The sequence below is a fragment of the Ruegeria sp. K3 genome (genome assembly GCF_056531845.1).
The window spans coordinates 14949-40454 of record NZ_JBQFMM010000010.1 but is presented as its reverse complement, the minus strand read 5'-3'; the positions used below and the strand labels follow the sequence as shown (position 1 = coordinate 40454).

The 25506-nt window shown below is 57.6% G+C and carries 29 protein-coding genes; 10 read left to right on the top strand and 19 right to left on the bottom strand.

What is annotated here, in order from left to right:
* Positions 1-22: 22 nt before the first annotated feature.
* Complete coding sequence (locus tag ACR0MP_RS16950) at positions 23-1339, bottom strand: lytic murein transglycosylase (RefSeq protein ID WP_170406788.1); 1317 nt, start codon at positions 1337-1339, stop codon at positions 23-25.
* Positions 1340-1409: 70 nt separating this feature from the next.
* The gene (locus tag ACR0MP_RS16945; RefSeq protein WP_170406791.1) at positions 1410-2117 is read right to left on the bottom strand and encodes a helix-turn-helix transcriptional regulator; all 708 of its coding nucleotides are present in this window, start codon (positions 2115-2117) and stop codon (positions 1410-1412) included.
* A gap of 82 nt (positions 2118-2199) precedes the next feature.
* Between ACR0MP_RS16945 and ACR0MP_RS16940 the strand changes: the two genes are divergently transcribed.
* Both ACR0MP_RS16940 and ACR0MP_RS16935 read left to right on the top strand, forming a co-directional pair.
* Entirely contained in the window at positions 2200-2898 is a 699-nt protein-coding gene (locus ACR0MP_RS16940; protein ID WP_480887416.1) for a glutathione S-transferase family protein, read from the top strand.
* On the top strand, positions 2895-3281 hold the full coding sequence (locus tag ACR0MP_RS16935; protein ID WP_170406797.1) for a DUF1801 domain-containing protein: 387 nt from the start codon (positions 2895-2897) through the stop codon (positions 3279-3281). The genes ACR0MP_RS16940 and ACR0MP_RS16935 overlap by 4 nt, the downstream gene beginning before the upstream one ends.
* On the opposite strand, the gene rnr is transcribed toward ACR0MP_RS16935, so the two are convergent.
* The 3 genes from rnr to dapE are packed head-to-tail and all read right to left on the bottom strand — an operon-like array spanning position 3272 to position 7306.
* Positions 3272-5530 carry a ribonuclease R gene (rnr, locus tag ACR0MP_RS16930; RefSeq protein ID WP_170596761.1) on the bottom strand — a complete coding sequence of 753 codons (2259 nt, stop codon included), beginning with the start codon at positions 5528-5530 and terminating at the stop codon, positions 3272-3274. The two genes, ACR0MP_RS16935 and rnr, sit on opposite strands and share 10 nt — an antisense overlap.
* 57 nt (positions 5531-5587) lie before the next feature.
* Positions 5588-6163 carry a TIGR04282 family arsenosugar biosynthesis glycosyltransferase gene (locus ACR0MP_RS16925; RefSeq protein WP_170406802.1) on the bottom strand — a complete coding sequence of 192 codons (576 nt, stop codon included), beginning with the start codon at positions 6161-6163 and terminating at the stop codon, positions 5588-5590.
* A 3-nt stretch (positions 6164-6166) separates the two neighbouring features.
* Positions 6167-7306: a succinyl-diaminopimelate desuccinylase gene (gene dapE, locus ACR0MP_RS16920; RefSeq protein WP_170406804.1), complete on the bottom strand. Its 1140-nt coding sequence runs from the start codon at positions 7304-7306 to the stop codon at positions 6167-6169.
* Positions 7307-7513: 207 nt separating this feature from the next.
* Between dapE and ACR0MP_RS16915 the strand changes: the two genes are divergently transcribed.
* Positions 7514-8572 carry a transporter substrate-binding domain-containing protein gene (locus ACR0MP_RS16915; RefSeq protein ID WP_170736234.1) on the top strand — a complete coding sequence of 353 codons (1059 nt, stop codon included), beginning with the start codon at positions 7514-7516 and terminating at the stop codon, positions 8570-8572.
* Here ACR0MP_RS16915 and ACR0MP_RS16910 read toward each other — a convergent pair.
* Genes ACR0MP_RS16910 through ACR0MP_RS16900 form a run of 3 tightly spaced genes read right to left on the bottom strand, consistent with a single transcriptional unit; the run spans position 8569 to position 9786 of the window.
* Positions 8569-8913, bottom strand: coding sequence for a hypothetical protein (locus ACR0MP_RS16910; RefSeq protein ID WP_170399025.1), 345 nt, complete (start codon positions 8911-8913; stop codon positions 8569-8571). The two genes, ACR0MP_RS16915 and ACR0MP_RS16910, sit on opposite strands and share 4 nt — an antisense overlap.
* Positions 8914-8950: 37 nt before the next feature.
* Positions 8951-9544 (bottom strand): TetR/AcrR family transcriptional regulator, encoded by a 594-nt coding sequence (locus ACR0MP_RS16905; RefSeq protein ID WP_480893838.1) that lies wholly within the window; start codon positions 9542-9544, stop codon positions 8951-8953.
* On the bottom strand, positions 9544-9786 hold the full coding sequence (locus tag ACR0MP_RS16900; RefSeq protein WP_255611946.1) for a hypothetical protein: 243 nt from the start codon (positions 9784-9786) through the stop codon (positions 9544-9546). The genes ACR0MP_RS16905 and ACR0MP_RS16900 overlap by 1 nt, the downstream gene beginning before the upstream one ends.
* Before the next feature lie 142 nt (positions 9787-9928).
* Between ACR0MP_RS16900 and ACR0MP_RS16895 the strand changes: the two genes are divergently transcribed.
* Positions 9929-11110, top strand: coding sequence for an aromatic ring-hydroxylating oxygenase subunit alpha (locus tag ACR0MP_RS16895; RefSeq protein ID WP_480887419.1), 1182 nt, complete (start codon positions 9929-9931; stop codon positions 11108-11110).
* Positions 11111-11162: 52 nt separating this feature from the next.
* On the opposite strand, the gene dapD is transcribed toward ACR0MP_RS16895, so the two are convergent.
* The 5 genes from dapD to ACR0MP_RS16870 all read right to left on the bottom strand — a co-directional run bounded on the left by dapD (position 11163) and on the right by ACR0MP_RS16870 (position 15305).
* The gene (dapD, locus tag ACR0MP_RS16890) at positions 11163-11990 is read right to left on the bottom strand and encodes a 2,3,4,5-tetrahydropyridine-2,6-dicarboxylate N-succinyltransferase (protein WP_170736229.1); all 828 of its coding nucleotides are present in this window, start codon (positions 11988-11990) and stop codon (positions 11163-11165) included.
* A gap of 92 nt (positions 11991-12082) precedes the next feature.
* The gene (gene bioB, locus ACR0MP_RS16885) at positions 12083-13048 is read right to left on the bottom strand and encodes a biotin synthase BioB (protein WP_480887421.1); all 966 of its coding nucleotides are present in this window, start codon (positions 13046-13048) and stop codon (positions 12083-12085) included.
* Positions 13041-13628 carry a biotin transporter BioY gene (locus ACR0MP_RS16880; RefSeq protein WP_480887443.1) on the bottom strand — a complete coding sequence of 196 codons (588 nt, stop codon included), beginning with the start codon at positions 13626-13628 and terminating at the stop codon, positions 13041-13043. The genes bioB and ACR0MP_RS16880 overlap by 8 nt, the downstream gene beginning before the upstream one ends.
* Positions 13629-13749: 121 nt before the next feature.
* Positions 13750-14349 carry a GntR family transcriptional regulator gene (locus ACR0MP_RS16875; protein WP_170399042.1) on the bottom strand — a complete coding sequence of 200 codons (600 nt, stop codon included), beginning with the start codon at positions 14347-14349 and terminating at the stop codon, positions 13750-13752.
* Positions 14350-14393: 44 nt separating this feature from the next.
* Complete coding sequence (locus tag ACR0MP_RS16870) at positions 14394-15305, bottom strand: threonine/serine dehydratase (protein WP_480887423.1); 912 nt, start codon at positions 15303-15305, stop codon at positions 14394-14396.
* Between the two features lie 78 nt (positions 15306-15383).
* Here ACR0MP_RS16870 and ACR0MP_RS16865 point away from each other — a divergent pair, with 78 nt between their 5' ends.
* Positions 15384-16226, top strand: a complete 843-nt coding sequence (locus ACR0MP_RS16865) for an LOG family protein (RefSeq protein ID WP_480887425.1) — start codon at positions 15384-15386, stop codon at positions 16224-16226.
* A gap of 3 nt (positions 16227-16229) precedes the next feature.
* Positions 16230-17327 (top strand): cystathionine gamma-lyase, encoded by a 1098-nt coding sequence (locus tag ACR0MP_RS16860; protein ID WP_480887427.1) that lies wholly within the window; start codon positions 16230-16232, stop codon positions 17325-17327.
* Here the strand turns inward: ACR0MP_RS16860 and ACR0MP_RS16855 are convergent, their stop codons facing one another.
* On the bottom strand, positions 17328-17711 hold the full coding sequence (locus ACR0MP_RS16855; RefSeq protein ID WP_170399056.1) for a hypothetical protein: 384 nt from the start codon (positions 17709-17711) through the stop codon (positions 17328-17330). It abuts the gene before it with no gap.
* Between the two features lie 157 nt (positions 17712-17868).
* On the opposite strand from ACR0MP_RS16855, the gene ACR0MP_RS16850 reads away from it, so the two are divergent.
* From ACR0MP_RS16850 to ACR0MP_RS16840, 3 genes are all read left to right on the top strand, one after another.
* Entirely contained in the window at positions 17869-18786 is a 918-nt protein-coding gene (locus tag ACR0MP_RS16850) for a J domain-containing protein (protein WP_170425936.1), read from the top strand.
* The gene (locus ACR0MP_RS16845; protein ID WP_170406831.1) at positions 18783-19127 is read left to right on the top strand and encodes a hypothetical protein; all 345 of its coding nucleotides are present in this window, start codon (positions 18783-18785) and stop codon (positions 19125-19127) included. The genes ACR0MP_RS16850 and ACR0MP_RS16845 overlap by 4 nt, the downstream gene beginning before the upstream one ends.
* Before the next feature lie 63 nt (positions 19128-19190).
* Positions 19191-20849 carry a U32 family peptidase gene (locus ACR0MP_RS16840; protein ID WP_170596744.1) on the top strand — a complete coding sequence of 553 codons (1659 nt, stop codon included), beginning with the start codon at positions 19191-19193 and terminating at the stop codon, positions 20847-20849.
* Positions 20850-20852: 3 nt separating this feature from the next.
* Here ACR0MP_RS16840 and ACR0MP_RS16835 read toward each other — a convergent pair whose 3' ends face one another.
* The 5 genes from ACR0MP_RS16835 to ACR0MP_RS16815 all read right to left on the bottom strand — a co-directional run bounded on the left by ACR0MP_RS16835 (position 20853) and on the right by ACR0MP_RS16815 (position 24325).
* Positions 20853-21476 carry a cytochrome P460 family protein gene (locus ACR0MP_RS16835; RefSeq protein WP_480887429.1) on the bottom strand — a complete coding sequence of 208 codons (624 nt, stop codon included), beginning with the start codon at positions 21474-21476 and terminating at the stop codon, positions 20853-20855.
* A gap of 225 nt (positions 21477-21701) precedes the next feature.
* A complete protein-coding gene (rlmN, locus tag ACR0MP_RS16830; RefSeq protein ID WP_170406840.1) occupies positions 21702-22889 on the bottom strand; it encodes a dual-specificity RNA methyltransferase RlmN in 1188 nt (395 codons plus the stop codon).
* A gap of 77 nt (positions 22890-22966) precedes the next feature.
* Positions 22967-23287 (bottom strand): lysozyme inhibitor LprI family protein, encoded by a 321-nt coding sequence (locus ACR0MP_RS16825; RefSeq protein WP_170406843.1) that lies wholly within the window; start codon positions 23285-23287, stop codon positions 22967-22969.
* A gap of 157 nt (positions 23288-23444) precedes the next feature.
* Positions 23445-23615, bottom strand: coding sequence for a hypothetical protein (locus tag ACR0MP_RS16820; RefSeq protein ID WP_170406846.1), 171 nt, complete (start codon positions 23613-23615; stop codon positions 23445-23447).
* Positions 23616-23791: 176 nt separating this feature from the next.
* Positions 23792-24325: an invasion associated locus B family protein gene (locus tag ACR0MP_RS16815; protein ID WP_170399079.1), complete on the bottom strand. Its 534-nt coding sequence runs from the start codon at positions 24323-24325 to the stop codon at positions 23792-23794.
* A gap of 179 nt (positions 24326-24504) precedes the next feature.
* On the opposite strand from ACR0MP_RS16815, the gene ACR0MP_RS16810 reads away from it, so the two are divergent.
* Positions 24505-25503, top strand: a complete 999-nt coding sequence (locus ACR0MP_RS16810; RefSeq protein WP_170406849.1) for an asparaginase — start codon at positions 24505-24507, stop codon at positions 25501-25503.
* The last annotated feature ends 3 nt before the right edge of the window (positions 25504-25506 follow it).

The window sequence follows — 25506 nt, the reverse complement described above, 5'->3', positions numbered from 1 at the left end:
CCCAAGTGGGCCGCCCTAATTATCAGCGCATCCTTTCCAGCAGGCCGAGCGACGGGTATCCATCCGGGATCAACCCCTGAGCAACCTGAAACGCGCGCACCGCGTTAATCGTATTTGGCCCGGTGCGCCCATCGATCCCTTGTGTATCGAAGCCCGCCTGAGTCAGCCGACGCTGTAGTTCTTTCTTTTCAGTAAAGCTCAATACGCGATCGCCACGCGGCCAATCGGCCTCAAACGGAGAGCCTCCTGCAAGCCGGTCGGACAGATGCCCGATGCCGATCACGTAGGCATCGGCGCCGTTGTAGGCCTCGATCACTTTGAAATTATTGAAGATCATCAGGGCGACACCTCGACCACCAGCCGGTAACAGAATTGCCGCTTGACCGTGATCGGGCACGGCCTTGCCCGAGTAAGCAAGAACCCCACGGGCCGCCCATTCCGACGGCATCATAGTGAAATCTCGCCGCGCGTTGGCGTAGTCAAAGTCGGATGGTAGTTGCACTTCGACCCCCCAAGGTTGGCCTTTGGTCCATCCATGTTTTGCCAAATAAGAAGCGGCTGATGCTAAGGCATCAGTTGGATTATCGGACCAGATCTCGCGACGCCCATCTCCATCGAAATCAACCGCGTAATCAAGAAACGAGGTCGGCATGAACTGTGTATGCCCCATCGCCCCAGCCCAACTGCCAACCATATTCTCAGGGTCGACATCCCCTGCCTGCAGTATCTGCAACGCGGCGATCAGCTGTCCCTCAAAAAAGTTTGCTCGTCGAGCATCAAAGGCCAAAGTCGCCAGCGACCGAATGGTTTGCTTGCTTCCTCGGTAGGTGCCGAACGAAGTCTCAAGACCCCAGATCGCGGTCACGACCTCTTTTTCGACGCCGTACTGGGCTTCGATCCGGGTCAAAGTCTCTCGGTGCTTGTCTAGCCCAGCGCGACCGTTGGAAATCCGCGTTTTTGAAACCGCTCCATCCAGATATTCCCAGATCGGTTTGGAAAACTCCGCCTGATTGCGATCGCGTTTGATGATGTCACTGTCATAGGTCACCCCAGCCAACGCCCGATCCAGCGTATTGACCGAGATGCCCTGCTCTTGCGCCCGCTTGCGAAATGCCCCCAGCCAAGCCTGAAATCGGGCATTCCCGTCTGCCGATAGACGTTGCACCTCGACCTTAGGCCGCAGCACGGGCCGTACCGAGACCGTCACATCCGCCGAGGCCAGTTGCACATTGTCGACCATAGGTCGGGCCAGAGGCCGTATCGAATTTTCTGTTGTATCCGCCTGCACGATGGATGCCCATAATGCGGCGGTCATAACGCCACCTACACACTTACGCATTCCGTTTTATCCTGATTACTGCTCAGAGCCGATGATAGCTCACAATCGGAATTTCTCAAAACGCAGAACGTCAGGTTTCCTGATCCTGTTCCTCACGTTCCGCGCGAAGACGGGCAATGGCTTCACGCAATAGCGATACGCGATTGGGTCGGAAGCTATCCTCGGTCACATCCATGCCCTGCATACGATCCAGCCGAAACACTCGGAAATCCTGACGCAGGTGGCACCAACTCAGCAATACGCTGGCACGGTCCATATAGACGATGCTCAGCGGATTGACCCGACGACGGGTGTCTGCGCCTTTGGCATCGGTATAGGCGAACTCGATCACGCGTTCATCCCACGCGGCTTGGCGTAAAATGGCAACGTCAATTGTTGGCACGGCTGGCCTGTCAAATCGCGTGGCGGTCAGAACAGCATGGCTCAGCCGATGCGACTGGCGCTGCGGCAACCGGCCCTGCAGCTTGCGTAGGGCCGCGCTTGCAGCATCCGACAGCGCCGGGTCTCCGATCAATTGCACCTCGCGCAAGCCCAACACCAGCGCTTCGAGCTCGTCATTGGTGAAACCCAACGGCGGTAGGGTCGCATCCTCGATTAGGGTGAACCCGAACCCGGCCTCTCCGTCGATTATCGCCCCGAGGCCACGCAATGCATCGATATCCCGGTGCACTGTGCGCGGCGAAACGCCTAAATCCTGCGCCAATTGAACCGACGTTCTGGGCGAGGGGCCAGATCGTAGGGCCTGCATCAACTGAAAAAGACGGGCGGTGCGGGACATAGTATAGTCTACTCTAAGCCTAACGTCAGAATCTGTCATCAGTCCGGCGTACCCATCAGGCGTCCCAACTATGGAGCTGATGATGCTGACCCTTCTCACCTTCCCCTCTGCCTTTGGCCTGTTCAGCGCCAGCCCATTCTGCGTGAAAACGGCCCTGATGCTTCAAAGCGCGGGCCTGCGCTGGCAACGGTCCGATCTGCTGGACCCACGCAAGATGCCACACCAGAAGCTGCCGGTTCTACGCACGCCTGAACTTCTGATTCCGGACAGCGACCTGATCCGCGACTGGCTTGAGGCTCAGGGGGCCGATTTCGATGCTGGCCTGACCGATCTGCAAAAAGCCCAGTCCCGCGCGCTGATCCGCATGGCCGAGGAACATCTGTACTTCCATGTCGTGCAGGACCGTTGGGCCAATGATGAGGTCTGGCCAATCCTGCGCGATACATTCTTTACCGTCATTCCCGCACTGATCCGCAAGCCGGTTTCGAATTCAATCCGGAAATCCGTTCTCAAGGGGCTCGCGTTTCAAGGTGTATCCCGCTTTTCGCCCGCCGAACGACAAGACCGGCTGGAGCGCGACTTTGAGGCGATCTCGGCCTATCTTTGGCAATCGCCTTATCTGATGGGAGAGAAACCTACCTCGGCGGACATGAGCGTCGGTCCAATGCTGGCGGCGATGCGCGCGACACCATCAGACACCCCCCTGACCCGTCGGATTAAACAAGATAAGCTGCTCAACAGCTATATCGACCGAATGGAGCAGGCGATCCCGCTATCATGACAGCCTTTGAGGACAAAAAAGTCGCTGCAGCCTATGAGGCGCTACCGGAAGAGACGCGCAATGGGGCACTAGCGCTGCGCGAGTTGATATTCGAAACCGCGGCCTCACTGCCACGCGCTCAGCCTCTGGAAGAAGCGTTGCGGTGGGGCCAGCCCGCCTATCTGGCGCCCAAAGGCTCGACGATTCGTTTGGGCGGACACAAGGCGGCCTGTTTTGCGTTGTTCGTGCATTGCCAAAGCCGACTGATGGGGGATTTTACTTCCGCCTTTCCTGGCGAGGATCGGATCGACGGCAATCGCGCGATTCTGTTCGACCGGCCCGATCAGATTGATCCTACGCGCCATGGCTGGCTGATTGCGCGCGCGCTTACTTATCACCTCTGACGGCGTTTGCGTTCGACCTTGCGCTTGATCTTGTCCTTCTTGCGCTTTGTGCTGGCGGCCTTGCGCCGCGTTCCGCGCTTGGCGGGGCCACGGCCGCGCGGCAGCGCCTGATCATCGAGGGACAACAACTCCAATTCCAATCCGCCCGTCACCGGCGTCGCCTCGGTCAACCGCACCGTGACACGCTGGCCAATGGCGATGATCAGCCCGGTGTCCGAGCCCATCAGCGTCCCGGCCTCTCGGTCGAAATGGAAAAACTCTCGCCCCAGCGAACGCACTGGAACCAGACCGTCCGCTCCGGTCTCGTCCATCTTCACGAAGGCACCGAACCGGGCAATACCGCTGATCCGGCCAGAAAACTCATTGCCGACCCGCTCGCTGAGATAGGCCGCCAGATAGCGATCAGTCGTATCGCGCTCGGCCATCATCGAGCGGCGCTCGGTATCCGAGATATGGGTCGCCGTTTCTTCCAACCGTGCAATCTCATCCTCGGTCAATCCGTCCTTGCCCCAGCCATGGGCTGAGATCAGCGCGCGATGCACGATCAGATCAGCATAGCGCCGGATGGGAGAAGTGAAATGCGCATAGTTCCGCAGAGCCAGCCCAAAATGGCCGAAATTTTCGGGGTGGTAATAGGCCTGCGCCATCGACCGCAGGGTCGTCAGGTTGATCAGCTCCGCATCCTCGGTACCAGCGGCGGCGTTTAGCAGCGCGTTCAGATGTCGGGTCTGCAATACCTGCCCTTTGGCGAGGTTTAATCCCGCCGCCTGCGCCGTCTCTCTCAGGCTTTCCAGCTTTTCGGGCGCGGGCTCTTCGTGGACGCGGAACAGCAGCGGGCGGCGTTTGGTGATCAGGGTCTCGGCAGCGGCGACATTGGCGAGGATCATGAATTCCTCGATCAGCTTATGCGCATCCAGCCGGTCACGGAACGCGACGCTGGTCACCTCACCCGCATCGCTGAGTACGATTTTGCGTTCAGGCAGGTCCAGCTCCAGCGGCTGCCGCACGGAACGCGCCTTTTTCAGCGCAGCATACGCGGTATAAAGCGGATTCAGCACCGTATCCAACAGCGGCCCGGTGCGGTCGTTCGGGTTGCCGTCGATCGCCTCCTGCACCTCGTTATAATTCAGCGAGGCGGCAGAGCGCATCAGGCCGCGCACGAACCGGTGGCCTATCTTGTTGCCTTCGGCATCAATCTGCATCCGCACGGCAATACAAGCGCGCGGCACGCCTTCGTGCAGGGAACACAGATCGCCGGACAGGCGATCCGGCAGCATCGGCACTACGCGGTCCGGAAAGTAACTGGAGTTGCCCCGCTTGCGCGCCTCGCGATCCAGAGCCGTACCGGGTTTCACATAGGCAGCGACGTCAGCGATGGCGACCCAGATCACATGGCCACCCGGGTTCTTGGGATCGTCATCAGCATGGGCATAGCAGGCGTCGTCGTGGTCCCGTGCATCCGCAGGATCGATGGTCAGCAACGGCATATCCCGCAGGTCTTCACGCCCTTTCAGTCCGACGGGTTTGGCTTTGTCGGCTTCTTCGATCACCTTGTCCGGGAAATCGTCGGGAATACCGTGTTGGTGGATGGCGATCAATGAGACAGCCTTGGGCGCGGTCGGATCGCCGAGCCGTTCAACAATACGCGCACGCGGCAGGCCCATGCGGTTCTTGGGTCCGGCCTGCTCGGCCTCGACCAGCTCACCGTCCTTGGCGCCCAGAACGGCCCCGTCCGCGACCAGCCATTCTGTCTGACCAGCCTTGTCGATGGGCACGATCCGTCCGCCCTCGGCCCCTTTGCGAAAAATGCCGACGATCTTGCGCGGGTTGGTGCCGATGCGGCGGATCAAGCGGGCTTCGTAATTGTGATCTTCCTCATGCACCACGGTCAGGCGGGCCAGAATGCGGTCACCCTCACCCAGCGCCGGATCGCTGGCACGCGTGACGAGCAGAACGATGGGCTCAACCCCCTCGCCGTGCCATTCCAACGGGCGCGCAAACAGGTCGCCATCTACGTTGGGAGCCTTTACCTGCAACACGCTGACCGGCGGCAGACGATCCGGATCACGATAGCTGCGCTTGCGCTTTTCCAGATGGCCTTCGGCCTCAAGCTCTTTCAGGATGCGCTTCAGGTCGATCCGATCCGCGCCCTTGATGCCAAAAGCCTTGGCGATATCACGTTTCGAGGTCAGGGTAGGGTTCGCCGAGATCCAGTCGAGGACCTCTTGCTTGGTCGGAATGCGTGTCATGAGTTTGGCCTAGCACGGGCATGCGACCGCGTCATGGTCAAAAAGCGGTGCATGATGTCAGCCGTGCAGATCGGCCACGGTATCCACATCGCTCAGGTGATCCAGCAACGTTACTCGGCACCCGCGAACCGAATTCAGTGTGTCTTTCAACGCGTGTTCCGTTGACCAGCGCACATCGCGGAATAACCCCGAAGGCAACGCGCCATAACGCTGAGCACCAACCAACCAATAGCCGCCATCCGGGGATGGCCCGAACACCATCTCAGCCCGGCCCAACGCGCGAAAGGCCCGCGCAATGTGACCCCTTGTGATGCCCGGAATATCCGCACCGATCAGGCACACCGGACCATCGGGAGCACCGCGCAACATCCGCCCCATACGGTCGCCCAGATCTCCGCGCCCCTGAGGCTTCCGGGGTAAATCAACAGGCCAGACCCGACTGTTCATTCCCTCCCTATTTGGAGAGACCGCCAGTACAATCTGCCAGCGTGGATCACGCAGATGCCGGATCAGAGATCGCGTTTGATGCCGAAACCACCAAGCAGCCCCAACCATGCCGATATCGCGCCCCAAACGGGTCTTGACCCGCCCTGGACGTGGCTCTTTCACCATGATGACCAGCGTTTTCTGCATGGATCAGGCGAAGTAATCCGTCAGAATACGGGTGTAGATCGCCTTGAGTTGATGAATTTGCGCCACTTCGACACATTCATCGACCTGATGCATGGTGTGCCCGACCAGACCAAACTCGACCACCGGGCAATGATCTTTGATGAAGCGGGCATCCGAGGTCCCGCCGGTGGTCGAAAGCTCGGGGCGAATATTTGTTTCTGCTTTGACAGCGCAAGCTACCAGATCAGACAATGCCCCCGGAGGGGTCAGAAAGCTTTCACCCGAAATCTTGATCCGGGTCTCGACATCGACGCCAAACGCCTCGGCAACGGTGTCTGCCTCGGATTGCAACCAATCGCTCAAACTGGCCCCGGAATGCAGGTCATTGAACCGGATGTTCACTGTCCCAGAACATTGCGCCGGGATCACATTTGTCGCCGGATTACCGGTGTCGATCGTGACAACCGCCAAGGTCGAGGCGTCAAAGTGGTCGGTCCCCTGATCCAGTTCTTGGCTGGCCAGCCGATCCATCAGCCGCGCCATCGCGGGCACCGGGTTCTTTGCCCGATGCGGATAGGCCGAATGCCCCTGCACTCCGGTCACAGTGAACCACGCAGTCATCGAACCGCGCCGGCCGATCTTCATCATTTCGCCCATCGTGTTCGGGCAAGTGGGTTCTCCCACCAGACAAACCGACATCCGCTCATCCGTTGCGGCCATGTGATCCAGTAAAGCAACAGTGCCATCCAGTGCGTCGCCTTCTTCATCACCTGTGATCGTCAGGATCACCGCCCCATCCGGGGGCGTGTCACGCACAAAATCGATAGCCGCTGCCGCAAATGCTGCCACGCCCGATTTCATATCCGTCGCGCCCCGGCCGTACATCACCCCGTCCCGGACCTCGGCGCCGAAAGGAGGCATGGTCCAGGCTGCTTCATCCCCTACCGGAACCACATCCGTATGACCATTAAAGCCAAAGCTGCGCGCGTGACCCTTCTGCCCCCACCGGGCGAAGAGGTTGCAGGTTCCACCTCGATCTACGCGAGTGCAATAAAATCCGGCCTCCTCCAGCACTTGCTGCAGCAAGACCAAAGCCCCGCCTTCATCGGGTGTGACCGATGGGCAACGGATTAGATTTGCTGTCAGCTCAACTGGATCGGTCATATTGGGCCTCTTGTCCTTAGGGGTGCCTGTGTTCGTGCACAGATTCAACGAATTGCCCGGATTGCCAACCCCGAATAGTCGAATTCCGAGACCGAATGCCCAAGCGGCTTGATTTTGCACCCCAACAAAACATGAGCGTTGACCCAGCGGCTGCCTTGCCGCGCTGCCCTTAAGTGCGTTAGAGGGCCGCGAAACAGGTGATTCCACATGAAGCGTGTCTTCTTCGCATTGATCTGCCTGACTTTCGCGATTCTTGCGCAGCAAAGCCAGGCCCAGTCTCTTACGGTTACAACGGTAACCCGTCCTCCGTTCTCATTTGTCGAGGACGGTGCCCAGACCGGTTTCTCGATGGATCTTCTGGCGGCACTGTCTGAATCACTCGGCTGGGAATACTCGGTCAACGGCGTCGAGACATTTGGAGAAATGTTGGGCGCGGTTCAGGATGGTTCTGCCGATCTGGCGATCGCTAATATATCGATCACCGCCTTGCGCGAAACCCGAATGGATTTCACGCAACCGATATTTGAGGCCGGATTACAGATCATGGTCCCGTCAGAGGCCGCTCGCCAGCCATCGCTGTTGCACGCTTTGCTGTCTCGGGAATTGTTCATCGCCATCGGGCTGGCCTTTGCGATCCTGCTTGGTGGCGGCATGCTGATGTGGAGTTTTGAGAAACGCGCGCAGCCCTACTTTGATCGCAAATTGAATGAGGCGTGGTTCCCCTCGTTCTGGTGGGCCCTCAACCTGGTGGTGAACGGTGGCTTTGAAGAGCGGATGCCGCGCACCCCGTTTGGCCGCCTGTTGGGTGTAGTACTGGTGGTGTCATCCCTATTCATCGTCTCCGTTTTCACGGCCCGGATCACCTCGGTGATGACGGTGGACGCAATCACCGGCAGCGTCAATTCGGTCAACGACCTTTACGGCAAACAGGTCGGGACGATTTCCGATTCAACCGCCGCCAGTTTTCTGAACCGGCGCGAGATCGACTATACCGGCTATGGCGATCTGCAGGACATGCTGAACGCGTTTGAGAATAAGGATTTGGATGCGGTCGTTTTCGACGCTCCGATCCTGTCCTATTATGCAAGCCACGAAGGGCGCAGAATGGCGACAATGACCGGGGGCATCTTCCTGCGTGAAAACTATGGGATCGCATTTCCAACCGGATCGCCATTGGTCGAAGACGTCAATCAGGCGCTGCTGTCCCTGCGCGAAGACGGCACCTATGACGAAATCTATCGCAAGTGGTTCGGGGTAAGAAACTAAGCAGTTTCCTCGTCGCCGAAGAATGGCGTCATCTGTGCCACGATAACCGCGTTTTCATCCAGCGCCCGTTGCATCAATGCCCGCTCATCCGGATCGATATCATGTCCTTGCGCCTCACGCTCGGCCAGGGTGCCATAGCCGGTGACATCCAGCGGTGCAGTATCGGCCTGCTTCAGGATCGCTACTGTCTCGCGCACGGCTTCGGCCTCGTCCACGCCGCTGGCAAAACACATCAACGCCGCCCCGGTCGCGCCTTCGGGCAGGCCGTCGCCATCTTTGCGACCGATCTGAACCAACAACGTATAGACTTGCTGGCGCGAAGGTTTTTTCTGCTTTTCCATAGTGCCCGCAATACGCTGGCCCGATGGCACGGTCAACTCAGTCGCAGGTGCTGTCGTATAGGTGGTCCAACAGCATCTGCGCTGCCACGCGCTGCGTGTCGCGCCATTCCGCCCGGGGTCGCAATGGCATCACAGCATCCGTATTGAAATAAATTGCGGACATACCCGCTGCCACGGCTTGGACCCCTTGCATATTGGCAGCAGGCAGTTCGTTCATGATTTCAGCAGCGATCCTTGCCTCGAAGTCATAGACAAACCCAAGCAAGGGTTCTCGCAAATCCGCGTGTCTTTCTGAGGCTGCGACCAAAGCGGCAAACACCGCAGCACTTTCCGAAGAATAGGTGCCGCGTCCGAACAAAGCGTCCAGCATCGCTGCAACCCGATTAGTGCACGGCAGAGTGTCGAAGAGCGCCTCAACCTGATCCGCGAAGACTTTCAGGACGTGATCCAGCAGCTTGCGAACCATCTCATCCCGGTTGCCCAGATAGTGGCGCAGCAATGGCCGCCCGACGCCTGCCTCTTCTGATATGCGCGCCAGGGTCGAGCCATCCAGCCCGTACCGCGCGACACAACGCATAAATGCGTTCAGGATTTGCTCGGATCTGGCGTCTTTCATACTGGGACGGGGCATCAGAATCCGTTCGCAACTGGTGGAAAAACATCCGCCAGAACGTAGAGAACGCCCAAACCGATCCACAAACCCGTCAGCGACCAGAACAGTGCCGGATCTGTCGCGCGGTTTATCGGTTCGATCAAGAAGGCCTGCCCCGAGCGCACCGCCAAGAGCCCCCAAAATATGAACAACAGACCCCAAAGGCCGTAATACCCGGCGAAGGTCGAAACAAGAAGCGCCGCCAGAATTAGCAGTGTCATCCACCTTTGATTCCTCAGGGTTTGAATAAAAGTCATCCTGCCTCCAAGCGGGTTCAGAAAAATCTTAAGGTGAAATCTGGACATTCGAAGGTTTATTGTCAATATTGATGACTATCATTTTTGACAATAAACGGACTCGACAATGCCGCCTGACGCACTTCCGGATCAACCCAAGCAACAACTGCCGCGTGAGGCATATATCTCGGACAGTTGGTATGAGGCCGAACAGAAAACCCTGTTCAGCAAGTGCTGGAGTTTTGCCTGCGTGACTATGGATTTCACCGAGCCTGGCGATTTCAGGACGATTCAGGCCGGGGCCTACGCTCTGATTGTCATAAGGGACGCAAATGGCGACTTGCGCGCCTTCCACAACCAATGCCGCCATCGCGGAACCGAGTTGTTGGAAGGTTGCGGCAACGCAGGCAAGACCATTGTCTGCCCTTATCACAACTGGGTCTACAATCTGGATGGCGCATTGCGCGGAGTACCAGCCCAGCGCGAGTGCTTTCCGGATCTGGACAAGAAGGCAACCGCGTTGTTCGGTGCCTCAGTCGGTGTCTTCCGCAACCTTGTTTTTGTTCACCCAGAACCGGATCAGAGCTTTGACGCGTGGCTTGGCGCTCTGGCTCAAATACCTTGGCCTCATGATCTGGCATCAAGCGAGCTACAAGAGAACCCCGACGACGTGGTCTATGAGATCAACTGCAATTGGAAGGTCTTCTTTGAAAATGCAATCGATGGCTATCATCTGGCCTATCTGCACAAAGACACGTTGGGCGGGCCAACCCATGACAAGAATCTTTGGGAGGTTTCTGGCCACAACATGGTCTGGTGGTCGACCGAGCGCGAAGGCGTCAAACATCGTATCCCTCAGTTTGTTGAAAACTCGGCCAAAGGGTCCGGCCTGAAAACGGTACGGAATGCCGAAACGCCGGGCTATGGCGGGGTCTACATGCTGTTTCCGACCACGATCCTGACGCCAAACCCCTGGGGGTTTTCGATATCGACCATGGAACCGGTCGACGCCAACACAACTCTGCTGCGGGTCAGAAACTGGTCGCCTAAAGGCTGGTTCACCTATACGCATCGCGCGGCGGACATACCCGGATACGACCCGGAATCCGGTCGGATCAAATCCTCTCACTGGACCCAGCACCCACTGGAGACGGGGGATTTTCAGACCGAGGATGTCTGGGTGTGCGAAAAGATGCAGCGCGCCCTTCAATCGCCCCGATATCAAGTCGGCCCTCTGGCCAAAGGGGCCGGAGGTGAGGCGGCGATTGATTTCTTTCAGCAAACAGTGCTGGAGTTCATGCCAAAATAAGAAAGGCCGCAGAGCATGCACTCTGCGGCCTATTCAAACTGAAACGAGGGGATCAGTCGCGCAGTAGCTCATTGATCCCAGTTTTCGAACGGGTCTTTTCATCGACGCGTTTCACGATGACCGCGCAATACAGGCTTACATTGTTCTTGGACGGCATCGAGCCCGCAACAACCACCGAATAGGGCGGAACCTCGCCATACATGACTTCACCGGTTTCGCGGTCCACGATCTTGGTGGATTTACCGATGAATACGCCCATGCCCAGAACCGAACCCTCGCGGACGATGCAGCCTTCGACCACTTCCGAACGCGCACCGATAAAGCAGTTGTCCTCGATAATGGTCGGACCGGCCTGCATCGGCTCCAGTACGCCTCCAATGCCGACGCCGCCCGACAAGTGCACGTTCTTGCCGATCTGCGCGCAGGAACCAACGGTGGCCCAGGTATCAACCATCGTGCCTTCATCGACATAAGCGCCAAGGTTCACGAACGAGGGCATCAGCACCACACCAGGTGCGACATAGGCCGACTTGCGGACCACACAGTTTGGCACGGCGCGGAACCCTGCCGCGCGCCACTGGTTCTCTCCCCAGCCGGCGAACTTGCTGTCGACCTTATCCCACCAGCCGCCGTCTTGCGGGCCTCCGGTCTGGATTTCCATGTCCTTGATGCGGAACCCCAGCAGAACTGCTTTTTTCGCCCACTGGTTCACGTGCCAATCACCACTGTCGAGCTTTTTAGCCACCCGCAGCGAACCGCTGTCCAGCGCGCTCAGCGTGTCTTCGATTGCTTCTCGTTGCTCGCCGGTGGTCGCAGGGGTGATTGTGTCACGTACTTCCCAGGCGGATTCGATGGCGGCTTCCAGTTGCGCATTGGACATGGGGCGTCTCCCTAGAGAATCTGTTCACGTTGATGTGGCCTATACGCAAGCGAGACCCATGGCGCAATGCGACGCGGATACCTCGGTTTGCGTCAATCATCGGTAAGTGCGCTGAGTGCGGCAAACATATCCCGGTCATTTTGGGTTCCGGCATTGGGTGCGGTCAGCAACACATCGCCGTAGAAAACCGAATTTGCACCAGCCAGAAAGCACAATGCCTGCTCGGCAGTTGAAAAGTCCGACCGTCCTGCCGACAGGCGCACCCGTGTTTGCGGCATGGTGATCCGCGCGGTCGCAACCATGCGCACCAGATCAAAAATGCCTACTTTTTCTAGATGCGCCAGCGGCGTGCCTTTGATCGGGATCAGCGCGTTTATCGGTACGCTTTCGGGATGCGGGTCAAAATTCGCAAGGACCTGCAACAGCGAGGCACGATCCCGCAGGCTTTCACCCATACCGATAATGCCGCCGCAACACAGATCAATACCTTCGTCCCGGCAATAGCTGAGGGTCTCAAGACGATCCTGATAGGTACGAGTTCCAATAATCTCGCCATAGAATTCCGGCGAAGTATCCAGGTTATGATTGTACGCCGTAAGTCCCGCCTCGGCCAATCGTTTGGCCTGATGTGGCTTGAGCATGCCCAGGGTGACGCAAGCCTCCATGCCCAGATCACGCACGCCCCGCACCATGTCCAGCACATTGTCGAATTCTTCGCCGTCGCGCACCTGACGCCATGCAGCACCCATGCAAAACCGTTCAGCCCCCGCATCGCGCGCCCGTTTGGCAAGCGAGATGACATGCGCAGGGTTCATGAGCTTTTCCTTGGTCAGCTCGACCTCGCGATGATGGGCGGATTGCGGGCAATAGGCGCAATCCTCGGGACAGCTTCCGGTTTTTATCGACAGCAGGCTGGCTTTTTGGATGTCGTTTGGATCGTGATACGTCCGGTGAATTACATTTGCGCGACCTACCAGATCCAACATTGGGAGGCGCATCAGCGCCTCCACTTCATCCACGGTCCAATCGCTGCGGATATCTTGCCCGGTATCAAGCATCTGGCTGCGGCCCACGGATTTTCTGCATCAGACCCGTCGGCAGGCCAATCACGAGAACGGCTGCCAATGCAATCTTCACGAGATCACCCAGAATGAAAGGGCTGAAACCGTAAACCAGAACCTTGTCTGCAGGCACGAACTGAGCCAACCAACCCAGACCCAGCGCATAGATCACCGCAAGCCCAGCCAGCATCGCCGGAACCAGAAACAGTTTGCGCAGATTGTCCGCTGCCCATCCAACCATGACCGAGGCGACCACGAAACCCAGTAAATAACCTCCGGTTGCACCCATCATATAGGCCAGCCCGATGCCTTTTTCGGGCGTTCCGGCAAACACGGGCAAACCCACTGCCCCGGCGACCATGTAGCCGATCACGGTTGCAGAACCGAGACGCAGCCCAAATGCCGCGGCGACAGCCATGACAGCGGCGACTTGAAGGGTCATGGGCACAGGCCAAAATGGCACCTGGACTTTTGCACTGGCGGTCAAAAGAAGAATACCCAACGCGACACGAAGGATCTGACCCGCAGGGGTTATTACTCCGGCGGCCGGGAGGGTGGATTGCAGAGTGGCTTTCATCGTCATTCTCTTTTTATAGATAATATTGCATAGATTCGGAATTAATCATCATTTTTATCTATTAAAAATCAAGTCAAATCTTCTGAGGAGGCACAGATTGTAGTTTCAAAGGCAGAAAGTATCAGCTTGCACGACGGATATGGCGCAGAAGTATCGAGGTTGCGGCGGAAACGTCTTTGCTCTTCAGTGCCTGAATGATCGCAGCGTGATCCGTATCGACGCGCTGCACCCATTTGGGCCGCCAATGTGCAAACAGGTGCCTGGCACTGGCAATGTGCAGATCATCGACAGCATGCAAAAGACGGGGCAACCCGCAAGGTGTCAGGATCGCACGATGAAACACCCTGTTCCGCGCCTCCCACTGAGGCATGCTCTCTGCCTCATCACACGCCTTTCGTGCATCATCAGCAGCCTTCAGAGCAGCTGGGGTCATGTTTTGCACGGAATGCTGCATCGCCAGCGTTTCCAGCGCGACACGCATTTCGATCACCTCACGCACTTCGGCAGGGTCCAACGCGGTGACGCGCATGCCCTTTCGCGGCTCGCTTTTGGCCAATCCATGCGCCTCAAGCCGCAGCAGTGCTTCGCGCACCGGAACATGGCTGGTCTCAAAGTCGCGCGCGATATGGTCCTGACGCAGCTTTTCACCGGCAGGAAGATCGCCGGTGATGATTTTCTGGCTCAGGGCACTATAGATTGTGTCGGCAATGGTCGCGGTCATGAATTATAGATAAAATCCATGAACAACATCTACAAGCCGTATTCTCAACCTGTTAGCGGATCTGGCGCGATGTTCCCGCCGCAAATCAGCACTGCGACACGCTCACCCGGCTCCGGCTGGTAAGCGCCCGAAATCAGTGCGGCAAGCGCAGCAGCCCCTGCTGGTTCAACCAGTATTCGATGCGTCTGCCACAGAGTATTCTGGGCTTGCGCTATCGCATCATCAGAAACCAGAACCGAACTCATACCTTGGGCCAGCCCAAAGCAAATCTCACCAATTCTCCGTGCGCCCAGTGCGTTCGCTGCAATGCCCGAAACGGAAACATCAACCGGTTCGCCCGCAGCCAACGCAGCATTCAGCGCGCAAGAGGTTTCCGGTTCGACCGCCACGACTTTGCGCGCACCCTGAAACCATGCCAAAGCTCCGGCAATCAGCCCACCGCCGCCCACGGCCACCAATACTGTGTCCGCCTGCAAGCCCTGCGCGTCCCATTCAGCAAAACATGTCCCCTGCCCTGCCACCGTCGCTGGCGCATCATAGGCGTGGATTTGCATGGCGCCGGTGCTTTCCTCATGCGCCTGCGCCATGGTCAGTGCATTGGCGTATTCACCCGAAACAACACTCAGATCAGCCCCGATCCGCTTGATCAGCGCAATCTTGGAGGGACCTGCAAGTTCGGGCACAAAAATCTTCGCTGGGTAGCCCAGTGAATGCGCGGCATAAGCCGCTGCCGCACCGTGGTTGCCACCGGAAGCCGCCACGACGCCTGCCGCAGGCACATCCATGCTGAGCAGGGTATTGAACGCCCCGCGCGGTTTGAAGCTGCCGGTGTGCTGCATATGTTCAAGTTTCATTTCAACCGGATAGCCCGGAATTTGGCTTTCCATCACTGGCGTGACCTGTGCGTGTCCGGCAATGCGGTCCCGCGCTGCCAATATTTCACTTTTCCAATCCATTCTTGTCTTTCCGTGACTGGCACTCTGCCCGCGAACCCTATAGCTGTTTTGGAAACACGCAAGCAGGGAACCCCGCATATGAGAGAAGATCGCCTCAGCCCCTTTCGCGACGCACAGACCGACCGCTCGACCGCAAGCGAGGTACCAGATACCCCGCAGACGCGGTCTTCGGCCTATCACCTTGCCTTCGCTGATGATGACTTCCTGTGCCGGGATGAGCTGCGCCCCGTGCGGCTGCAACTGGAGCTGCTGAAGCCCGAGATGATCATGACCGAGCGTGAGATCACCTCGACCATCGTCATGTTCGGTGGCGCGCGCATTCCGGAACCCGCTCAGAAACACACGGCGCGGACCGAGACCTTGGCCGGGCTGTCGAAATACTACGATGAAGCGCGTGAGTTTGCGCGGCTGATGACCGAGAAGTCAAATCAGACAGGCTGCCGCGAAAATGTGATCGTCACCGGTGGCGGCCCCGGCGTGATGGAGGCGGGTAACCGTGGTGCACAGGATGCGGGCGGGTGTTCAATCGGCCTGAACATCGTGCTTCCGCACGAGCAGGCTCCGAACCTGTATGTAACGCCCGATCTCAGCTTCAATTTCCACTATTTCGCCATCCGCAAGATGCACTTCCTTATGCGCGCTCGCGCCATCACCATCTTCCCCGGCGGCTTCGGCACCATGGATGAGCTGTTCGAATCCCTGACCTTGATCCAGACCGGCCGCATGGATCGCGTCCCATTCCTGCTGTTCGGGCGTGAGTTCTGGGAGAAGGTTATCAACTGGGAGGCTCTGGCTGATGCGGGCACCATCTCGGACGAAGATCTTGACCTGTTCCGCTTTGTCGACACCGCGCAAGAGGCGGTCAAGATCATCGAGAATTGGGAACCCGCGCCCCCACGCGATGAAATACCGGGGCGCTGAGCCATGAGCCCGAAGACCGGCGAAATGTTGCACTTGCGCGGGAATGCCCTGAACAAGGGCGAGCCTGTGGCCCTGCCGCTGACCCAAAGCAGCATGTACCATCTGCCCGGTGCGCCGGATGGGCATGCCAGCTATGGCCGGGTCGACAACCCGACCTGGGTGCATCTGGAACACGTTCTGTCGCATCTCGAAGATGCACCCTGCCTCAGCTTTCCTTCGGGTATGGGTGCGATTTCGGCGGCCTTGTTTGCGACGGTCCATGCCGGGTCGCGGCTGCTGATTCCATCCGACGGGTATTATGTGACGCGCCTTTTGGCTGATCGGTTCCTGTCAAATCTGGGCGTCTCGGTTATCGAACGCCCAACCACCGACTTTGCCGAAGGTGGCTTTGATGAATTCGATGTGGTGTTTCTAGAAAGCCCCTCGAACCCCGGTCTGGACATGCTTGATCTGCCAGTAATCGCCGAGGCCGTGCGCGAGGCCGGCGGCATCACCATCGCCGACAACACAACGATGACCCCATTGGGCCAGCGCCCACTGGACCTTGGCGTCGATGTGGTTGTGAGTTCAGACACCAAAGCGATGGGTGGGCATTCGGACCTGTTGATGGGTCATTTAGCCAGCCGCAATCCGCAAATCATGGAGCGAGTTGAGGAATGGCGCCGCGTCTCCGGCGCGATTCCAGGGCCGCATGAGGCGTGGCTATTGCACCGTGGCCTAGAAACGCTGGACGTGCGCTTTGACCGGATGTGCCGCTCGGCGCAGGTTCTGGCCGAACGGCTGGCCGCTCACCCGGCCGTGAAACAGATCCGCTATCCCGGACTGACCGATGATCCGGCGCACACATTGGCGACGGCTCAAACCAAGCGCTTCGGGTTTCTGCTAAGCATCACGCTTGAGACCGAGACCAAAGCCGAACAGTTCATCAACAGCTGCCCACTGCTGCGTCCGGCTACATCCTTCGGCGGCGTCCACAGTTCGGCCGAGCGGCGCGCCCGTTGGGGGGATGCTGTCGATCCTGCTTTCATCCGCCTGTCTGTGGGGTGCGAACCGGTGGACGAGTTGTGGCAGGCCATCGAGGCCAGTTTAGACGCGATATGACTATTTCTTAGGGTCGCGCAGTTCGGGAAACACGTAGATCGGCAGCACAATACTGCCGATCAGAGCGCCCAACCATACCAGCAAGGTTGCGGCCAACAGATTTGAGATACCGCCAATGGTCAGACCGGATGTGATCAGATCGGTGACCAGAAGACCAACAAAGGTTACGATCAAGGCAATTCCGCCCTTCAGCGCCGGCGCCTTCTTTTCCCCCAGCTTCAGGATCAGCGGTTCGGCTATCACCTGGACCAGGGTGAACACGACTACCACCACGATGAAGGAAATCGGTCGGATCGCAAACTCTGACAGCAGCAAACTGGCCAATAGCAGCCCGATGGCGTTCCCAGCCAGCAATGCCAGCACCGATTTGAGCCTGCGCGTCATGGGGTGATCTCCGTCAATGATCAATCTGAAACATCTTAATATTAGCAGAGCTTGACAGATTTACGAGACAATTTAGCCGCCTCTTCTTTTTGACCTGTTGAAATCAATTGATAAAATACCTTCATCAAGGCCAAACCCCACATCGACGAGAGGCAAGATGAGCGACGATCCCTATTCCGTGCTTGGCGTCGCCAAAGACGCTAGCGATGCCGAGATCAAGAAAGCCTATCGGAAGATCGCCAAAGAATGCCACCCGGACCTCAAGCCGGGCGATGCCGAGGCAGAGGCCAAGTTCAAAGCCGCTGCTGCTGCTTATGACCTGCTGAAAGACCCCGAGACGCGCAAACGCTACGACAATGGCGAAATTGATGCGTCGGGTCAGGAACGTCCGCAGCAGCAGTATTATCGCGAATATGCCGAGGCTGCTGGCAACCCTTATCGCGGTCACGCGGCTGAACAAGACGATATGTCCGACATCTTTGCCGAATTCATGCGCGGGCGGGGTGGATATGGCCAGCGGAGCCAAGAGTTCCATGCACCGGGCCACAACCTGAACTACTCGCTGCAGATCAGCTTTCTTGACGCCGTTTTTGGAGCCAGCCAGAAATTGACCCTGCCAGATGGGAACCGGATTGAAGTGAAGATACCTGCGGGTATCACGACCGGGCAAACCATCCGCCTGCGTGGAAAAGGGGCCCCGGGGTACGGCGATGGGCCTCCCGGCGATGCGCTTGTGACGATCTCGGTTGCCGATCACCCGGTGTTCGACCGTCAGGGCGATGACATCCACATCACGCTGCCCATCACCATTGATGAGGCCGTTCTGGGTGGCAAGGTTCCCGCCCCTACCATCGACGGTGGCGTCAATGTCAGTGTCCCAGCGGGGACCAGCAGCGGCAAAACCCTGCGCCTGCGTGGCAAAGGGGTCAAGAAACGCGGCTCGTCCGAGCGGGGCGATCAGTTCATAGAACTGACCGTCGCAATGCCAGATAAGGTAGACGATGAATTGAAGCACTTCATGGAGACATGGCGCGAAACCCACGGCTATGATCCGCGCAAAGGAATGCCGTCATGAGCCGCACATTGACCGAAGCCGAACTGATCGACGCCATCGCCCGCCTGACTTCGGATCGCCTGACCGAATATCTGGCCGCTGAGATCGTGATCCCCGAGCAATCGGAGCAAGGGCTGCGATATCAGCGTATCGACGTTGCTCGTCTGGAACTGGCATGCGAACTGCATGACCAGTACGACATGGAGGCCGATGCACTGTCGATGATGATCTCTCTGATCGACCAGATGCATGGGCTGCGCGCCGAACTGCGCGAGGTTTTGAACGCAGTCGAGGCGCAACCGGAACCGGTTCGCCAGCAACTGATCGAGGTGATCGGCACAGCGCGGTTCCGTCGCAGTTAACGGGGTTTTGGGAGCCAGGATTTTGGCGTAGAAGGCGCCCTTGATCCTTAGCCCGGTATCCCCATGACCCAGTCCAGATCCGAATTGCTGATGCCTGCGGGCAATCTGCGTAAGTTGAAACTCGCCATCCTCTATGGCGCGGATGCGGTCTATCTGGGCACACCGGATATGTCGCTGCGGACAAAGTCCGAGTTCTCGCTGGAAGAGGTGATAGAGGGAGTCGAGTTCTGCCACAACCATGGCCGGCGCGCGTACCTGACACTGAACCTGTTCTCGCACAATAAGGACATTCCGAAGCTGGACGAATACATCGACACTGTCCGCAAGGTGAAACCTGACGGGCTGATCATCGCCGACCCCGGAGTGTTCCAATACGTCCGCGAACGCGCGCCGGAACTGCCGCTGCATATCTCGACGCAAGCCAATATCTGTTCGTGGTTGTCGGTGAAGTTCTGGCAGGATCAGGGGGCCGAGCTTGTGGTTCTGGCCCGCGAAGTCTCATACCCCGAATTGGTCGAGATTCGCGAGAAATGCCCCGATATCAAGCTTGAGGCGTTTGTGCACGGGGCCATGTGCATGACCTATTCGGGCCGCTGCCTACTGTCGAACTTCATGGCCGAACGCGGGGCCAATCAGGGCAACTGCGCCAATTCCTGCCGCTGGAACTACGGTCTGAAACTGCGTCTGAAAGACGGAACGCATCAGGAGCTGCGCATTACCGATGAAAACGCCGACCTATTCGAATTCCTGCTGGAAGAAGGCTGTCGCCCCGGTGATTTGATGCCCATCGAAGAGGATGATCGGGGATCCTACATCCTCAATTCCCGCGACCTGTGCATCATGCCCAAGCTGGATGAATACTTGAAGATCGGTGTCGACAGTCTGAAAGTCGAAGGGCGCGGCAAATCGGAGTATTATGCCGCCATCGTCGCTCGCGCCTATCGTATGGCCATCGACGACTATCACGCCGACCCCGAGAACTGGGACCCGAAGCCCTATATGCGTGAACTCGAAACAGTCGGGAACCGCGGCTACACGCTGGCTTTCCACGAAGGCCGCCTGACCAATTATGCACATGATTACGAACACACAGCCTCGATTGCGCAGTGGGAATATGCCGGGATCGTCACCGAGGTGACCGAGGATGCCTTTCTGGTCGAGGTGAAAAACAAGCTGGAACCGGGGGATGTATTGGATTTCGTCTCTCCGATTTCGCGCGAGACGGTTCTGCTGCGGGTCTATGACTTTGAACGCGCTCATGATGGGGCGCGGCTGGACGTTGTGCATGGCAGTACCAAAACCATCATCCGCCTTCCCTTCACCCTGTTCGATCACGAGGATATCGACGATCTGCGCGCCCGTTTCCCGGTCTACTCCGTCCTGCGCAAAGAACGTGCCCTGACCGACGAACACTGGAGTCGCATTCGGTTTGACAAGCTGGTGCAGGGGCTGGAAACCTCAGGTCGCGACAACCCTAAGGCCTATACCCGCCGTCGTGACGAGCTGGTCGAGAAAATCGGCGAAGACGGCAATGAGCGCCGCTTCAAAACCAATCGAATCGGAACCGAGGGATGTTGCGGCAAAGGCTGCAACGGCTGTTTGATCTTCTGGCAGGATGAGAAATACGCGCTCGCCCGCGAGGTCCTATCCAAACGCAAACAGGGTGAGCAACTCAGTCGTCAGGAAGCGACCGAGCTGAAGCTGCCTGACCCGGCGGCCTGAAGATCACTCTGCGACACGATACTCTTCGGGTACGTAAAACGTATAGTCCCGGTCCGCGACGGCCTCGTGGCAGACATGGCAGTAATCGACCTCTGACGCGCGAAAGCCCATCGTATCACCGAACAGCGAACCGTCCGGCATCACCATGATATAACGCCAGTCGGCTGTTTCCTGGTTGGTGCCTTCTGGCAGTTTCTCCATCACGAACAGGGCACCGGCATGGATATTGCCCTCATCTGTGACAGTCATACTGTCTTTGGCCAGGACCGAGCCTGCAGGCAGCTCTTCGCCTTCTTGCAATGTGCCGTAGTTGTGGGCCATGCGGTTCGCATAGCTGTTGACATAGCGCTGCCCATGCGTGGCCGAGATGTAGGGCGCATCGTTGAACAAAGGCCAGTTCTGATAGTTTCGGATCAAGTCCATCTGTGCCGCCGCATAACCCCGCGACATGCGTCGTATCAATGACTGATAGTGTTTCTGCGCTTGCTCCTTGGTCAGATCGGCTGGGTTTTCAATCGCCAAATGCGCATCCTGATCTTTGGTCTGAGCAGATGCCGCGTGGAGAACAAATCCCGAGATCGCCAGAACAGCTGCGATACCCAAGACTTGCCGGTGACTTACAATCATATTGTGGCCTCCCTGACTGATCAGTTCGCCTAAATGCCGCTTTGCTTCAGAAAAATGGTAGCGGCCTTAATTGGTGTTACCAGCACCGCCCCGGCAATCTCACCACCTTGTGTCTGTCGGTGAGTTCCCCATCCAGAGCGGGTCTGCGCCGAAGATACCAAATTTTGAACAAGGAAACAGCACTCAATTCATTAAGTTTTTCGCGTGAAGCCACGGCGCATGCCCTTAGCGGTTTAGCCCGGCTTCAGCCTCGATCTGCTTTCGCGATTTCCGGGCCCGTTCGGTGGCCGATTTTAACTGGCCACAGGCCGCCATGATATCCTCACCCCGCGTTTTGCGGATGGGTGAGGCATAGCCCGCCTGATAGATGATGTTCGCAAAGGCGCGGATACGATTGTTCGAGCTGCGCTTGTAGGGCGCGCCCGGCCATTCGTTGAACGGGATCAGGTTGATCTTGGCCGGGATGTTATGGCGCTTGATATGTGCGATCAGGCGATGCGCGTCTTCGTCGCTGTCGTTCACGCCATCCAGCATCACGTATTCGAACGTGATCCGTTCAGAATTCGACGCGTTGGGATAGCTGGCCAACGCCTGCAGCAGTTCCTCGATATTCCAGCGCTTGTTGATCGGAACAAGTACGTCGCGAGTTTCATCAGTGGTAGCGTGGAACGAGATCGCCAACAGGCATCCAATTTCTTCAGCCGTGCGCGCGATCTCGGGTACCACACCCGAGGTCGACAGCGTGATGCGGCGACGGGACAGAGAAATCCCCTCGGGGTCCATCGCGATCTTCATTGCGTCACGGACGTTTTCAAAGTTGTAAAGCGGCTCGCCCATACCCATCAGCACGATATTTGACAGCAGGCGTGTTTCATCTTTGGGCGCACCCGGTGTTGGCCATTCCTCAAGATCGTCACGCGCCATCATTACCTGCCCGACAATTTCGGCCGCTGTCAGGTTGCGCACCAATTTCTGCGTGCCCGTGTGGCAGAAGGAGCAGGTCAGAGTACAGCCCACCTGAGATGAAATGCATAGAGTTCCGCGATCATCTTCAGGGATATAGACAACCTCAACCTCATGCCCGCCCGCGATGCGGCACAGATACTTGCGGGTGCCGTCCTCTGAAACCTGACGGGTCACGACTTCGGGGATTTCGATTACGAACTGCTCGGCCAGTTGCGTGCGATAGGCCTTGGCCAGATTGGTCATCTCACCAAAATCACGCACACCCCATTGGTAGATCCATTGCCAAATCTGCCCCGTGCGCATCTTCGCCTGCTTTTCGGGCGTGCCGTGTTCAATTAGCGCCTCACGCAATCGATCGCGGGTCAAACCGACAAGGTTCATCTTCCCCTCGGGCAGTTTGCGGGGGATGGTCATGACGTCTTGAGTGATCGGCGCTTTGGGCGACATTGGCGTATCTCGGTGGATTCTGGCTTGGGATGCGCCTCTATATAGGAACACACGTAAAGATCAAAAGAATTCGTGCTTCAATTTGCGTAACGCAACAATTCGTCAACTCGCGCCCGGCCAAGGTCAACCCGACAGGCTGTGATGGCGATCCCCGTACCCGATCCTCCGCCGAACGAAGCACCTACCGCTTCGCACTGCGCATCGCGATAGGCCACCCACGCGTTTTGCGAGGCCTCCAGCGCAGGCACAGCGACGACCCGTCCGGTGACCTCGTCCAGTTCTTGTGCGGAGCCGAGCGCCAGCGAATAGCTGGAGTCTATCGCAGTGTTTACCCGCAATTCCATATTCGAAACACAAGATCCAATTTCCACCTGCGAACCGGCGTCAATACACTCCATAGTTGGATCCGCAATTGCGGATATCGGAAACATCAAAAAAACAAACGCCCATCGCATCCATCATTCCTCCAGACAGAGATATCTGTCTATCACAGATCAAGATGCGCGCCCAATCAAGATGGGCCACTAAAGCAGAAACTCAAGCGGCCCATTGTTGTTAGTTTACTGCGGGCGGGATGTAGCAATCTACTGCATCCAGGGTCTTTACGGGATCTTCCGGACCACATTGCTCACCCGTTATCGGATAGGTTTCCGATCCTTTCTCACAACCTGCAAGGATCACCGCAGACGCCATCAAGAGCACTGCCAGGTTTTTGCTTAAGTTCATTGCCGACTCCTCAACAAATTCTGAACTAATTAGTTCATAAAACGGGAACGCAGGCTTTGACACGGATCAAGAAACACCGCTCTACGTAGCGTAAATTTCTGAAAACACACAGGATCGGACCAAACAAATAAAACCCCGCCGGAAAGCGGGGTTTCGGAATTTGATCTGCTTGTGACTTAGTTCGTGCAGCGCGTTTCCGCGTCTTCAATCGCGGCCGTAAAGCCCAGCAACGAGAAAGTGTCCTTGGTCTGCGTACCACGTTCCGAACGGGCGGTCAGCACCGCCTCACTTCCGCGCTTCATCGCTGTGACGATCTTGGCATCATCCGAGGCGGTCGCAGGCCATGCCCACTCACCATCGGTGAACAGCTCGAACTCGCTGCCATCGACAACCAGATTGACAGTAGAACCAGACGCAAACGGATAGCCGCCGGTAAAGGTCACCTGCCCTTTAACCTCGGCATTCGGACGATAGAACACAAACAGCAGGATATCGCTGCGCCGAACGGAAACGACCCGGCCACCGCGTGTGTTCACGGTCTCTTTCGGGGCAGATACGCTCCAGCATTCGGTTGGGTCGTCCTCGACAAACACGCTCCAGTCCGTTTTGGCAGCGACGCGATTGGTACTGGTTGCCTGCTGAGCAATTGCCGTTGTCGCCATTCCTGCCATGCACAGGCCCGCGATCACGCGGACGAGCTTTAATCCCATCGGTTCAGCCTCCTAGCCCGACCTATTACCTCATACCCATCGGAAATACGTGCGAACTCTGCCGGTTCGTCTGTTCAGTTGCGTATTCCGATGATTGTCGACATACACACACTAACGCAGGTTTCGCCACAGGCGAAAGGGCGATTGGCAGATTTTTGCGCATGATTGATGGGGTGGACATGACACAAGCCGTACCAATGACAGAACTCTGGCGCGGGTCACTGTTAGAAAGCCTGCATATGGGCCATGCAGTGATCTGTGACGATAGTGGTCAGATCGTGCGCAGCTGGGGTGATCCAAACGCGGTGATCTATCCCCGTTCCTCGGCCAAAATGATCCAGGCCCTGCCGCTGATTACCTCGGGTGCGGCTGCAAAATACGGTTTGAACAGCGAGCATCTGGCTCTGGCTTGTGCCTCGCACAATGGTGCACAAATCCATACGGATCGTGTTTCCGCCTGGCTGGATCACCTCGGTCTGTCCGAGCCTGACTTGCGCTGTGGCCCGCAGGAACCGCAGGACATGGCGGCCCGCGACGGGCTGATTCTGGCTGACGATACGCCTTGCCAGATTCACAATAATTGCTCAGGCAAGCATTGCGGTTTCCTGACTTTGACGCAGCATATGGGGGCCGGGCCGGAATACTTGGAAATCGACCATCCAGTTCAGCAGGCCTGCCTGTCCGCCATCGAGGAAACCACTGGCGAGACCAGCCCAACCTATGGGATCGATGGTTGCTCCGCCCCAAATTTTGCGACTTCTCTGGTGGGACTTGCGCGATCGATGGCTTGGTTTGCCTCTGCCGCAGACCGTTCGGACCGCTCCAGCGAAGCAGCGGTACAGCTCACAGAAGCAATGGTGAAACATCCCGAACTTGTCGCAGGTGAAACTCGCGCTTGTACCGAGTTGATGCGAGCGATGAACGGGCGCGTTGCAATCAAGACAGGGGCCGAGGCCGTCTTTGTTGCCATTATCCCTGAACAGCGAATGGGCGTTGCGCTAAAAATCACTGACGGCACTACCCGCGCCAGCGAATGCGCCATCGCCGCGATTCTAGTGCATTTAGGTGTGCTAGAGGCCGATCACCCGGCCACCCTCAAATTCATGAACGCCACGCAATACAGCCGCCGCGGGTTGGAATGTGGTGTAATCAAACCCTCATCGGGATTCCCCGGCTGAGGC